We start from the raw sequence: 13,283 nt of genomic DNA, 5'->3' as shown, positions 1-13,283 counted from the left end.
AAAACAGTAGGGAATCATAATGGCAGGCTTTAATTTAAAAGCTGTGGTGACGTGTGTTGATAAACTGTCGCCGCAGTTAAATACAATGAAAGGCAAACTTGAAAAGTTTCAGAAAACCATGAATAAATCAGGGTTTGGGAAACTTGGGTTAAAGGATGCTGTTACTGGACTTGCTATTTCTGCGCCCTTCGTTAAAGGTGTGAAAGATGCAATGGCGTATGAAGAAGTCATGGCTGATATTAGAAAAGTTGTTGACTTTGACACGCCGGAGCAATTTAAGCAAATGGGGCAGGATATTCGTGAAATGTCGCTTCAATTGCCAATGGCTGCTAAAGACATCGGGGCCATTGTCGCTGCTGGTGGCCAAGCCGGTATACCAAAAGACGATTTAAAACAGTTTGCGGAAGATGCTGTAAAAATGGGTATCGCGTTCGATACTACAGCAGAAGAAGCGGGCAGCACCATGGCGACATGGCGAACGGCTTTAAAAATGACTCAGGGCGAGGTCGTTAGCTTATCTGATAAAATTAACTTATTAAGTAACACACAAAATGCAAAAGCAAGAGATATTTCAGATGTTGTATCGCGGATTGGTACTCTTGCTGCACAATCCGGTGTCGGTGCTGATAAATTGGCAGCATTAAGTTCAACCATTATTGCCACCGGTACAAATACCGAGCAGGCAGCAACAGGTATTAAAAACTTTATGCTGACGCTAACATCGGGCAAAGCTGCAACAGCAAAACAACAAAAAGCATTACAACAACTAGGATTCACATCAACACAAATTGCAAAAGACATGCAAAAAGATGCCGAAGGGACGATTATGAAGGTGCTTGAATCGCTTGGTAAAGTCTCAGCAGATAGACGAGCAGCAGCACTAACAGTGCTTTTTGGAAAAGAAAGTGTTGCAGCAATTTCACCGCTGCTCAACAATATTGATTTGTTAAAAGCTAACTTTAACCGAGTTGGTGATGCAGCACAATATGCGGGTTCAATGCAGAAAGAATATGATTCACGTTCAAGTACAACAGCTAACAAGTTGCAGCTTTTTAACAATGCATTAATGAATGTTAGCTTATCCATTGGTGATGCGTTATTACCAGCATTCACAGAGTTACTTGAAGAATTGCAACCGCTAATAGTTGAATTTGGTCATTTTATTCAAGCCAATCCTGAACTTGTAAAAATGGTGGCGATGGCTGTAGCTGGACTAATTGGCTTAAGAGTTGCTTGTGCAGGTGTAAATATTATTGTTGGTACACTTTCAACTAGCATCACGGTCTTTAATGGAATATTGAAAGGTGTCACTTTAGCAACAAAACTATTTACATTTGCACAAATAGCGTTATCAAATGCATTTAAAATTGTTCGTATAGCGTCTTTAGCTTTGACCGCTGTCATGGCTATGAACCCAATCGGTCTTATCATGACAGGTATTGCTGTCGCTGCAACATTAATCATCACATATTGGGATGATATAGTTAAGTTCTTTCAGTGGTTGTGGGGTGTTATTAAGCCTTATGTTATGCCTATTATTGATGTCTTTATTGCTGGGGTTAAAGTTGGCGCAAGTTTTATTACAAGTGCTTGGGGTGCTGTAGGTAAGTTTTTTTGTGGTTTGTGGGAAACTATCAAACCGTATGTCATGCCCATTTTCGATGTGTTCATTACTCCTTTAAAAGCAGCAGGCGATCTTATTCCAAAATTGTGGGAGAAAGTGCAAAATTTCTTTAAAAAATTATGGGATAACGTAAAGTCGGGTATTCAGCCGCTGCTTGATTCGTGGACCTATTTATTTGGTGATAAAGAAAAAAATATCAAAGTAAATGTTGACACATCGAGCTTGCCAAAAGAAATGACAAGACCAATGGTTATGTACCCATACTATGAAACACCACAACTGCCAATGAATAACTTTTCAAATAGCAATACAGCAAATCGTAATAGTAAAGGCGAGTTAGTTGTTAAGTTTGAGAATGCGCCACCGGGGACTATAGTAAAAGAAACAAAGCAATCTAAAGGCTTTGCTAAAGCTGATGTTGGATGGAGTCCTTTTACGAACTTCAACTTCGGGAGCAATTAATGATCTGGTTAAATAATTTATTGCAGGCCAGTTTTCGCGGTGTACCATTTCAAGTTAACGGTGCATCATCAGAATTTGGGCGGCGCAACCAAACGCACGAATACCCGTTTAGGAATGTACCCTATACCGAAGATATGGGGCGTTCCGCACGCAGGAATAAAATTGATGCTTTTCTAATTGGTGACGATCACAAAGAACAAGCGGAAAAACTTGTAGAAGCAATCGAAGAAGAGGGTGCGGGAACATTAATACACCCTCTCCTTGGTGAACTTAATGTCAATATTGTGGGTACCGCTACAGTAAGTAACTCAATTGAAAATGGTCGAATGAGTGTTATTTCATTTTCATTTGTCGAAGCTGGTGAATTAATATTCCCCGATTCATCTGTTGCTACTGACGATGTAGTTAATGAAAATGCGGATAACGTGGATCAGGAGTTGTTAGATGCCTTTGAAGATTTTGATCTTATTGATGCACCTGATTTTATTCAAGAGAATATTCTTGATAACACCGTGTCAATTTTGGACGGTATAGCTGATACATTTAATACAATAACTCCATACGTTAGAGATGCAGTAAAAATAATGAATGGTGATTTATCGCCGATTCTTGGTGCAGGTGGTTCATCAATAGTTAACTCAATGAAAAATGTTTGGAGAAGTGCAACAAGATTTACCAATTCAGTGAAAGGTCTTATATCAAGGGCCAAAGTTTTTACTGGCACATCATTTGTTAAAAATTTATCACCGGTTGGAATATGGACAACTGATAGCAGATCAACAAAACAAACCAAAAAAAACCAAAATATAATTAATACTGCAATACGTGTTACGGCATTAACTGAAGCATCACGAACAATTGCATCATTACCTAAGCAAACTAAAAATGATGCACTAAAAAAAGCGTCATCGTTTCCGCCAATTTGTCTTAGCCCTGTTGCAAGTTCTACTGTAAATAGTGCAGATGGGAGTTTTAATTCACATGAATTAATTGAAAATTCTCAATCACAACAACAGATAATAAATAGAACTAGTAACGCCAATACTACAACGACTGTAAACAGTGGAAATACGGTAAAAAATAATACAATTTCTTTTGATGATTTACTTGAAATTAAAGATGCTATTAATACCTCATTTGATATTGAGCTATCACGAACACAAAATGATAAATTATATGTAGCGTTAGTTAAATTAAAAGCTGCAGTTAATCAAGATATCAATGAACGATTAGTTAAAATTGAAAAGACTATTGTTTATATTCCAACTGATGTATTACCAGACCTAGTGTTATCTCATTATCTCTATAACAACTCTAAACGTTGTGACGATATATCAACGCGCAATAACATTTTACATCCCGGTTTTGTTCCAGTTCGAGAATTAAGAGTACCTAAGCCATGAATAATGTTTTTTTAAAAGTTAATCGTAAGTATTTCGGTGGGTGGACCGATATTAGCATTTCGGCAGGTATTGAACGGCTTGCAAGAGATTTTAATGTCACTATCACACGGCAATGGCCGTCATCTGGTGATGAATCAGAAACCAAAATAGCTGTTAAAAATGGCGATCTTGTCGAGGTTTTTATTGATGATGATGTGGTTTTAACAGGTTATATTGAAGCGTTACCAATCAGATATGATGCGAGTTCTATATCGATGGGAATAGTTGGTCGGAGTAAAACGGCTGATTGTGTTGATTGTAGTGCAGTACCAAAACAATATAGCGGAAGTTCAACAGTTCAAGTTATTCAGGATTTAGTTAAACCATTTAAGCTGAATGTAATTAATCAAGGCGGTGATGCAGGCTCTCTTAGTATTCAAGCTGATCAAGGTGACACCGTTTTTGATGTCATTAGTAAAATAATGGGCATGCAACAGATTATTGTATTCGATGATGAGCAAGGACAAGTCGTAATTGGTGATATCGGTTCAGATGAAGCAAAGACGGCGTTAGTATTAGGTAAAAATATCTTATGTGCGAATACTGAAAAAAGTATTAAAGATCGTTACTCAGATTACTTTGTTTCAGGGCAAAGTGTTGGTGATGATGAAAACTTTGGACAGGCAACGCTAGCGTCAGTTCGAGCATCAACTAAAGATGAAGGTATTCTACGTTATCGTCCTTTAATTATTAAACAATCAGGAGATTCAAATAACGGTACTTGTCAAGATCGTTGTGAGATGGAAAAGACTTTAAGGGCAAGTAAAACCAGAGAAGTTACATACACGGTTCAAGGTTGGCGACAGGGTGATGGAACGCTATGGAAACCGAATCAAATGGTTGTCGTTGATGATCCGCTACTGGGTTACGATAATGAAAAGCTGGTTATTGCCGAGGTTAAATACAGCTTAAGCAGTCGCGGAACGTTATGTGAATTAAAAGTAGGTCCCGTTGAAGCCTATTTGCCTGATAAGAAGAAAACCAAGAAGAAAAAAGGTAAGAAAGCCGATGGCGAGGTATTTTAATGCGTAAAGTTTTAAATAAAATAATGAACCTTGTATCTCGTGGCTATATCACATTCAGTAATAGCGCAAGCAAATGCCAGACGTTGCAAATCAAAATGTCGGGCGGTGAACAAAAAAGTGATGTCGAGCATATCGAGCCGTACGGTTTTACGTCACGTCCGCTTGACGGAGCAGAAGCGGTAGCGTTATTTTTAGACGGCGATAAGTCGCATGGTGTGATTCTTGCTGCTGGCGATCGTCGTTACCGTATTAAGTCGCTTAAAAAAGGTGAAGTTGCTATTTACACTGACGAAGGTGATTACATTATTTTTAATCGCAATAATGAAATCAATGTAAAAACTAATAAATTTATTGTGAATGCTGATGATGCAATAGAGTTAAATACAAAAAGCTTAACAGTTAACGCATCATCAGGAACACAATTTAATACACCATCATTAAAATCGTCTGGAGAAATAGAGGATAAAACTAGCACTATTTCAGATATCAGAACCGTTTATAATGGTCATACACATAACGAAACAAACACGGTAACACGCAATCCAAATCAAAAAATGGGTTAGTTTGTATAGACGTTTAATTCAAAGGGGACAAATTGTGCCTTTATTCTGTCAAAATAATACGTCATTTCAAAAGGCGCATCTTTTGCTAATACCCACAGATGTCCCGCTTGTTTTAAAGCATCGTCTTTGGATGCCAGTTTAGGCTGTAACATCCTCATTACAGAATATGTTGAACACAACATACCTTGTCGTGCTTGTTCATTTTTTGCATTGCCAGTAGATGTTATTTGTATGTTGGTTAATTTATTTTTTTCGTTAATTTTTAATATGACAGTAAACGTAACGTTACCTAGATTAAATTCTTGATAACCGTTTGCACCATCATTTATTAAACGCAACTCATCTACTTTCATTTCTGCACATTGTGGAATTGTGTTGAAGTATTTTTTTATCCCTTTATCAAACTGTTTAGCGGTCAATGGTAATTCTTTTTGCTCTGCGTTTGTAGCACCTGCCAACAGAACCAAAGCTAACAAAGATAATTTTTTCATTTTTATTCCTTAATGTGTGAGTTTAATAATGCTTATAAAAGTTAATGACAGATTGATTTCAATGTCATCACATACAAAGCCACTTTATCGAGCTTTAATAATTTCGCTATTCACATGGCGACGAAAAAACGCCAGTGATGATTCAGAGCACCCTTACGGTTGGTGGGGTGATTCTTACCCTAGTATAGCAAATGACAAAATTGGGTCACGCCTTTATTTATTGGCTCGCTCAAAATTAACCAATCAAACAGCAAACTTTGCAAAAATTTATATAAAAGAGGCTGTGCAATGGATGATTGATGACGGGATAGCTTCTCGAATAGATGTTTCAGTAAAGCGAACAGATTTAACCGTTTTAGTTGCTACTATCAATATTTACAAAAAAGATGGAAGTAACGAAGAACTTAGGTTTGACAACTTATGGAGTGATATTAATGCCTAGTGGATTTTCAAGACCGACTTTACCAGATTTAATCACAACTATTCGCAATGATTTATACGCGCGTTTAGCCGTCGATGACGAATTAATTTCATTACGTCGCAATGACCATGATGTATACGGTCGAGTTATAGCGGGGGCCACACATGTGTTATTAGGCTACATTGAAAACATGGCCAAAAACATTTTACCCGATCAAGCAGATGAAAATTGGCTAATTCGGCATGGTAATATGAAGCGTTGCTATCGTAAAGAACCAACGGCGGCAATTGGTTATGTTCGATTTGATGAAGTGGCTGATGGTATTGTTATTAATAAAGACCAAAAGGTCAAGCGTCAAGTTGATCAGTGCACGTATACAGTTACGAAAACAACGACATCAACAAATAATGTTTTAAGAGTTCCGGTAGTTTGCGATGAGGTGGGTAAAAAAGGTAACTGTGATGATGGTACAAGCATGTCACTTATTACACCTGTAACTGGATTATCGTCAACATGCTTTGCTGATTCTATCGAGGCTGGAACCGATATTGAAGATTTAGAATCGTTTAGAAAACGCGTTATCGATAGATGGTATTATACGCCTCAAGGCGGAGCAGACCAAGATTACGTTCAATGGGCGAAAGAAGTACCGGGAGTTACAAGAGCTTGGTGTTATCGTCACTGGGCGGGAACCGGTAGTGTAGGTCTACTGGTCGCAAATAGCGACCCGGTTAACCCAGTTCTGGATAATACAACAATTCAAAGTATTAAAAAGCATATCGAGCCATTAACTCCTGTCGCCGGCTCGATGTTGATTGTGTTTTCACCTGTTTTGAAACCTATCAATTTTAAACTGATGGTAACACCTGATAATCCCGAAATTCGTTACCAAATTGAACAGGAACTGAAGTCATTTTTATTGAGAGAAGGCACACCACAAACGACCTTGTTCAAATCAAGGATCAGTGAAGTTATTAGCGCATCGTTCGGTGAGTATGCTCATGAATTATTCTATCCGAACAAAGATATCTTTATAGAAAAAAATGAAGTAGCGGTATTTGGGGGTATTGAATGGATATAGAAAAACAATACCAAAGTATGGTCGGTAATTTATTGCCCTACGGTCCCGCTTGGGATAAAACAGAGCCAATTCTTTTATCACTTGCATTAACACTATCAAAAACTCATCTTCGTATTGATGATTTAATGAGAGAAATAGACCCACGCACTACAACTGAACTTATCGACAGATATGAGCAAATATGTGGTCTACCCGATAGTTGCTATTCAGAGCAATTTCAGACGTTAACTACTCGACGAAATCGACTAGATTCTAAACTAAATCTAACAGGCGGAATAAACAAAGATTTTTATCTCCAAATATTAGCTATTAATGGCTTTCCAGATGCGACCATTACAAATTATAACAATGATGTTTTTACTTGCGAATCATCATGCGAAGATCATTTGTACGATGAAGAATGGCGCTATTACTGGATAGTTAACATACCTCATAACTATCAAATAACAGAAATGACATGTGAGGATAGCTGTGATTCATATCTGAGAACGTGGGGTGATAAACAAATTGAATGCATAATTGAAAAGTTATGCCCATCGCACACCCATGTTATTTTTAAATACGGAGTAATAAATGCATAGAATTGACACACCAACAGCCCAAAAAGATAAGTTTGGACACGGAAAAAACGGCTTTACTAGAGGGAATCCTCAAACCGGCACCCCGGCAACACAAATTGATTATTCGTATTGTGACGCTATTCAAGAAGAAATTGCTAATGTTATAGAGTCAAAGGGAGTAACGCTTGATAAATCAAAACATGATCAGCTCAAGCTCGCAATTCAACAGTATGTTATAGATGGTAAAGTACAATTAAGCTCAGCAACGAATAGTACAGCGGAAGACCAAGCAGCAACGCCTTTAGCAGTAAAAAATACTTATGATTTGGCAAGTTTAATCATTGATACGTTTAGACCACTGGATTTTGAATCTGTAATATTTTCACCGGATAAGATGTTTCATGCTGTTGTGAGAAATGACGGCGTTGTTGGACTATATAACTCAAAAACAGATAAACTGGTTTGGGCTGTTAGCCCTGATGGCGGTTTGATTAATGGATACATAAATGCCGATAAAATCAAAGGACTACAATACAATTCAGCTTTAAATAGTGATGCATCGGATCAAATCGCTACACCGCTTGCAGTTAAAAATACAAATAGCAGAATCACAGATGTGCATAATATTGTATTAAATATAAATGATAAATTTAATACAAATAATATTGAATCACGCGTCTACTCACATGATAAACGTTTCTATTTAATTGTCAGAGATGACGGCACAGTTGGTATGTATAACGCAGTAACCAATTCGCTAATGTGGGGATTTGATGCTAACGGGTTACTTGGGGTGGGGAAAATAGGAACAGCTAATATTTTCGATTTAGAACAATTTTTCAACGATAGAATGCCTGTTGGAGTACCGCTTCCATGGCCAACAATAACACCCCCGCCAAATTTTTTAATTTGTAACGGATGGTTATTTGACAAATCAAAATACCCGAGGCTTGCAGCAGCATACCCGTCTGGAGTTTTACCAGAAATGCGTGCTAGTACAATAAGAGGGTTAGATGCGGGACGTGGTATAGACGTTGATCGCACAATACTTAGTGAACAAGGCGATGCAATGAGAAACTTAACTGGTACGTTTGGGTTTGAATCAAACATTGGCGGCAAATCAGGAGCTCCTAACGTGTCCGGTGTGTTTTATGCAGTTCCTGACCCATCAAGAACACACTTAGCCGCCGGAACCGGTGGCGACAATACAACAGTAGTACTTGATGCATCAAGACAAGTGCCTGTTGCGCATGAGTTTCGAGTTCGTAGCACAGCATTTTTATATATAGTTCGTGCAGCATAATTTTTAGGAGCATTATTTATGAAATATCAATTACAACCAGCATTCGCTGAATTTAACACTGACGGTTTTGTAGTAACTGCTGGGTATGCTTTAGTTTATAACACCAATCCGGAAACTGGTGAATTTGTTAGCGCGACATACGAATATCTCGCAGTCGGTCTTGGTATACCTCCGCATGTTTGTTTAGATGCACCCAAACAAGTAGAAGATGATCATGCAATTGTTCGTCAAGGTGACAAATGGATATACCCAGTGGATCATCGTGGCAAAAAAATCTACTCAATAGCAAATGGTGCAGAATCAACAGTAACAGAAATTGGAGATATTCCAAACGGATTTACATTATTACAACCGACCAGTGAATTTGATAGCTGGAACGGTAAAAAATGGGTGCTAGATAAAGAAAAACGACATCAGCATGATATTACAGTAGCACAATTACAACAGTCACAATTACTGAATGATGCGAATAATGCAATTAGTAATCTGCAAGATGCGGTCGATGCAGAGATTGCAACAGAACAACAAATCGAAACATTAAAATGCTGGAAAAAATATCGTTTTGAATTAAATCAGATAAATGTTAATACTGCGCCAGATATTGAATGGCCGTCAAAACCAGAATAATACATCAATCTGCAACTTTACATACTCAACCGCATATTGAATCGTTATTAGGGTCGGTTAGTATGTAAATTGTTTTTGTGTAGTTTATTGTGATCATGTTAAAAAAGATTAGTTAGTTTTATTCATCATAAACTAATATTTTTTTGAAGTGAGAATTGAAGTGAAAAAGATGGGAAGTGGATCGCAGAAATAGTGTGGGACCAATTTGGGACCAACTATCTGTTAAAATACATCAAAATATATCAAAAGATGTAATTTTGAGTTTAGGCTAACTCTTGTTATATAAGGCTTTATCAATGTATTTAATGTTATAAATAGTTATCGTTATTGTGACTCATAATCGATTGGTCACTGGTTCAAGTCCAGTAGGGGCCACCATATCTACATTGACTATTTTCTTTTAAATTGAGTTTTTACGTTAATATAAATTAGAATTGATTCAGTTTTTTTTGAAAATTAAACAATAAATAACTTCTTAGTAACAACTTTTTTTTGACAAACGCGAACGCGCGATTTTGTAATGTAAAAAATGTGTTCTATCAATTACTATGTAAGATTATCGATTGGTGAGTAAGTTATTTTATATATTAAGTGTAAAGCCATAAATTAAAAAAACTGTTATATTATTGGCTTTACTTATTATCACAAGATGAAATAATACATTATTATTTTTTATCATTTAAACATTTATAACAATGACTTAAAAATCCCCATTTTTTGTTTGTTATCTCATTAAGGAATTCTAGGAATGAAGTCGCGATTAACTTTATTTTATATTAAAGCTACATTAAATAGATCTAACTATTCAGACTTTAAAAAAAAATGTACCTCAAGTGTTTATCCATTAGCTTACCAGAAATGGGAAAATCCTTATCCATTTAGTGAAAAAATATTCCATAAATATCTTAGTGAAAAAATTTCGTATAATAAAAAGCTCGCTATTTTAAATTCTCATATTGATTTTATTGATCAAAAAATCAATCCACGTGTAATAGATAAACTTTATTCTAAAAAGCTTGATGGTATTATGTTGGCTCAAGTTGAGGGTAAGAATGATGCAAAAATTTCGTTCCATCTTACTGCGCCTTTGTATCCAAGAGAAGGAGATTTAAGGATTATTATGCGTTTTGGTGAACAGTTGGTTTTTTCAATTCATTTTACCATAACGTTATTGAATGAAATTTATATCGCGGGCGTACAAGGTCATACAAGCAATGAGATATTAAAGCAACTAACAAAAGACTTTTTTGGTTTTAGGCCTAAGAATTTAATAATGGTTTTTATGATGGAAATTGCTAAATTTTTTAAAATCGAAAATATATACGCTGTCAAAAGTAAAGGGCATGTGAAGTTTGGTAAATTTGATTTCGATTATGATAAATTTTGGCAAGAATTAAATGGTGTCTCATATAATAAAGCTTGGTTTAAATTGCCGTGTAATCAGCCTCAAAAATCGATTGAAGATGTTAAAAGTAATAAGCGAAGTGAATTCAAAAAAAGAGAATTAATTCGCGAAAGTATTAGTGAACAATGTCAAAAAAATCTTTTAGCAATTGTTAACCCTCAATAATACCAAAGTTTTATTGGTCATTTGTGTAAAAGGACTATCTGTTAGCAAAATGATAGAATGAATTGTTGATATATAGACAATTCATTCTATCAATAAGTTATTTAGTTATATTAAAATTATTCGATTTATTTTTTTATTTCAATTTAGTTTAACATTTATTATATCTAACACTTTTATGTGTAATTTTATAAATGATAATAAGTCGATAGAGCCTTTTAAGTAATCGGGTTAGTTTAATACTCCAACCCGATCTTTATTTATGCATGTTTAGCATAACGACTATAAGGTGATATAGGAATATTTACAGTTGGATCGGGAATAGCGCTAGGTACGATAGTTTCTGATACAGACTGTATTGCAGTAAAAGTGTGACCACAATATAGATTGGAGCATTGATAATATTGTTTTCGAGTTAAATTACTAATTTCTTCACTTGAACGGATAAAAGTTTTACTACGGCAGTGTGGACATTTCATATTTTGATACCTTTTATAATTAAGTTAAGCTTAATTTTATATTAAACTTAAATTAAGTCTGGCGTTTTTTTACTATTTAGGCTTTAATTTTTATTATAATAAATTTCGTCTTTAAGTTTGATTTCTAAATGTACCGTTGTTTTGAATCCAGCACTTCTATTTAAAGTGTGAACGCATTGTATGATAGTCCAGTTGGTCGAGTCTATTTCTGTTTTGAATCCTTCAACGATAACCGGCATTTCGGTAAAAAGATCCGGCCTACCTTTAGCTAACTCGATGGTAAATTGAGCTGTACCTTGTTTTATTTTGTTTAATTCGCTTTCTGCTGCTTTTTCAGCACTTTGTTTATTGGCATAGACATATCGAATTATTTTGATTTTTTCGTTTTTACCATTTAATACAATTTGGCTTTTATCTATCTGACTTTTATAAATGATTTTATGTGGATTTTTAGTTGGGTTGGCATAATCATACCAATAGGTCTGAACACCTGTATAACCTGTTCGCTCAGAGGTAAAAAATCGATGTTTATCTCCCGACTCTCGCTTGATAATTGCTGGAGGTATGATTTTACCACCAACGGTAAGACCCTTTCCTTTTTTAAACACGAGCATTATATCGTTTTTTACGGTCACAACGCCACCGGCTTCATCTACCATTCGCGTAAGAAAAGAGATATCAGACTCTTGAGTTTGATCCATATGAAAGATTTGCGAGGCCCCAATATCTTTATCAAAACGATAAGCTAAATTGTTTCGTTTAGCTATGATAGCAATTAAATCGCCCAGCGTAATATTTTCATAACTTTGTTCTTTTTTTTCTTCTAACTCCTCGGTATTTTGTGCGCTTCGACCACGAATAGTCATTAGGTCAGGAGTACCACTGTGCTCAACTTCATCTATCAAAAAAACGTTTTTGATGTTAGGCCCGATGATATTGTCATCTGAATCCTTATTAGTTGCTTGAATTTGACTCCATCCTAAAGTAACAGCGAGTTTGGCTTTTCGCTTTGGTAATTTGAGTTTACCATCGGCATCATTGAGTTGCATTTCAATTGTATCTGATTCAAAACCTCGATTATCTGTAATTATCATCGATATAAGTCTTGCATCAAATAATGAAGTTAAATCTTCGCGTTGATCTGAATTACTTTGTTGATTATTATCTGGTAATAATTCAATTTTGAATTTAGGGGTTGCCATTTTATACCTATATGATTATATCTATTATGTCGCTGATTTTACTATCATCAAAAAAGTCAGAAATATCGACTTTTTTTAATACCATAGTAAAGTCAATTTTCAGAGGTGAGCCATTACGATTTAGCTCACTATGGGTGCGTTCTACACTGACGAGCACAAAAAAGCCTAGCGGTACACCAGTACCTTCAATCAACGGCAATGGCGTTTTTAGATAAGCCATTCTTTCCAATAATTCGAGGCTTGGTCTACCATTGGTAATTTCAGTATAGATTGATCCCGATAAAGTAACTGTATCATTATTTGGACCAGTATATTGAAGAGCAGGGCGTCTGTTCACTCTTTCATTAGCTACGTAATTCCAACTTTTATTTATTTTCATGGTCTGATAGGGTAAATTTTTTAGGCTAAAAACAAAAAAGCCATAACACATCATCAT

At 35.8% G+C, this 13,283-nt stretch carries 14 protein-coding genes and 1 tRNA gene; 11 read left to right on the top strand and 4 right to left on the bottom strand.

Translation table 11 applies throughout. The features are described 5' to 3' along the window. The first annotated feature begins 19 nt into the window (after window positions 1-19). From J3U59_RS01125 to J3U59_RS01110, 4 genes are read left to right on the top strand one after another with little or no spacing between them, the layout of a single operon-like run. Window positions 20-2,086: a phage tail tape measure protein gene (locus J3U59_RS01125; RefSeq protein ID WP_267332697.1), complete on the top strand. Its 2,067-nt coding sequence runs from the start codon at window positions 20-22 to the stop codon at window positions 2,084-2,086. Further along, entirely contained in the window at window positions 2,086-3,489 is a 1,404-nt protein-coding gene (locus J3U59_RS01120) for a DNA circularization protein (protein WP_267332698.1), read from the top strand. Before J3U59_RS01125 ends, J3U59_RS01120 begins: the two co-directional genes overlap by 1 nt. Then, window positions 3,486-4,553 carry a phage baseplate assembly protein gene (locus tag J3U59_RS01115; RefSeq protein ID WP_267332699.1) on the top strand — a complete coding sequence of 356 codons (1,068 nt, stop codon included), beginning with the start codon at window positions 3,486-3,488 and terminating at the stop codon, window positions 4,551-4,553. Before J3U59_RS01120 ends, J3U59_RS01115 begins: the two co-directional genes overlap by 4 nt. Further along, complete coding sequence (locus J3U59_RS01110; protein ID WP_267332700.1) at window positions 4,553-5,116, top strand: phage baseplate assembly protein V; 564 nt, start codon at window positions 4,553-4,555, stop codon at window positions 5,114-5,116. Before J3U59_RS01115 ends, J3U59_RS01110 begins: the two co-directional genes overlap by 1 nt. Here J3U59_RS01110 and J3U59_RS01105 read toward each other — a convergent pair. Continuing rightward, complete coding sequence (locus J3U59_RS01105; RefSeq protein WP_267332701.1) at window positions 5,113-5,607, bottom strand: hypothetical protein; 495 nt, start codon at window positions 5,605-5,607, stop codon at window positions 5,113-5,115. The genes J3U59_RS01110 and J3U59_RS01105 overlap by 4 nt on opposite strands. 61 nt (window positions 5,608-5,668) lie before the next feature. Between J3U59_RS01105 and J3U59_RS01100 the strand changes: the two genes are divergently transcribed. From J3U59_RS01100 to J3U59_RS01070, 7 genes are all read left to right on the top strand, one after another. Next, window positions 5,669-6,049, top strand: coding sequence for a phage GP46 family protein (locus tag J3U59_RS01100; protein WP_267332702.1), 381 nt, complete (start codon window positions 5,669-5,671; stop codon window positions 6,047-6,049). Next, window positions 6,042-7,109: a baseplate J/gp47 family protein gene (locus tag J3U59_RS01095; protein WP_267332703.1), complete on the top strand. Its 1,068-nt coding sequence runs from the start codon at window positions 6,042-6,044 to the stop codon at window positions 7,107-7,109. Before J3U59_RS01100 ends, J3U59_RS01095 begins: the two co-directional genes overlap by 8 nt. Continuing rightward, window positions 7,100-7,690, top strand: a complete 591-nt coding sequence (locus tag J3U59_RS01090) for a YmfQ family protein (protein WP_267332704.1) — start codon at window positions 7,100-7,102, stop codon at window positions 7,688-7,690. Before J3U59_RS01095 ends, J3U59_RS01090 begins: the two co-directional genes overlap by 10 nt. Next, a complete protein-coding gene (locus J3U59_RS01085; protein ID WP_267332705.1) occupies window positions 7,683-8,972 on the top strand; it encodes a phage tail protein in 1,290 nt (429 codons plus the stop codon). The genes J3U59_RS01090 and J3U59_RS01085 overlap by 8 nt, the downstream gene beginning before the upstream one ends. Window positions 8,973-8,990: 18 nt before the next feature. After that, on the top strand, window positions 8,991-9,599 hold the full coding sequence (locus J3U59_RS01080; RefSeq protein ID WP_267332706.1) for a tail fiber assembly protein: 609 nt from the start codon (window positions 8,991-8,993) through the stop codon (window positions 9,597-9,599). A 286-nt stretch (window positions 9,600-9,885) separates the two neighbouring features. Continuing rightward, window positions 9,886-9,977: transfer RNA gene (locus J3U59_RS01075), tRNA-Met, on the top strand. 370 nt (window positions 9,978-10,347) lie between these two features. Beyond that, window positions 10,348-11,169 (top strand): VirK/YbjX family protein, encoded by an 822-nt coding sequence (locus J3U59_RS01070; protein ID WP_267332707.1) that lies wholly within the window; start codon window positions 10,348-10,350, stop codon window positions 11,167-11,169. A 257-nt stretch (window positions 11,170-11,426) separates the two neighbouring features. Here the strand turns inward: J3U59_RS01070 and J3U59_RS01065 are convergent, their stop codons facing one another. The 3 genes from J3U59_RS01065 to J3U59_RS01055 all read right to left on the bottom strand — a co-directional run bounded on the left by J3U59_RS01065 (window position 11,427) and on the right by J3U59_RS01055 (window position 13,283). Next, on the bottom strand, window positions 11,427-11,645 hold the full coding sequence (locus tag J3U59_RS01065; RefSeq protein WP_065633969.1) for an ogr/Delta-like zinc finger family protein: 219 nt from the start codon (window positions 11,643-11,645) through the stop codon (window positions 11,427-11,429). An 83-nt stretch (window positions 11,646-11,728) separates the two neighbouring features. Then, window positions 11,729-12,847 (bottom strand): contractile injection system protein, VgrG/Pvc8 family, encoded by a 1,119-nt coding sequence (locus J3U59_RS01060; RefSeq protein WP_267332708.1) that lies wholly within the window; start codon window positions 12,845-12,847, stop codon window positions 11,729-11,731. Window positions 12,848-12,854: 7 nt separating this feature from the next. Then, window positions 12,855-13,283, bottom strand: a complete 429-nt coding sequence (locus J3U59_RS01055; protein WP_267332709.1) for a phage tail protein — start codon at window positions 13,281-13,283, stop codon at window positions 12,855-12,857.

The sequence above is a fragment of the Gilliamella sp. B3783 genome (assembly GCF_026536125.1).
Classification (GTDB): Bacteria; Pseudomonadota; Gammaproteobacteria; order Enterobacterales; family Orbaceae; genus Gilliamella.
Note: the sequence above shows the minus strand (reverse complement) of the source record. Positions and strands in the feature narration are given on the sequence as shown.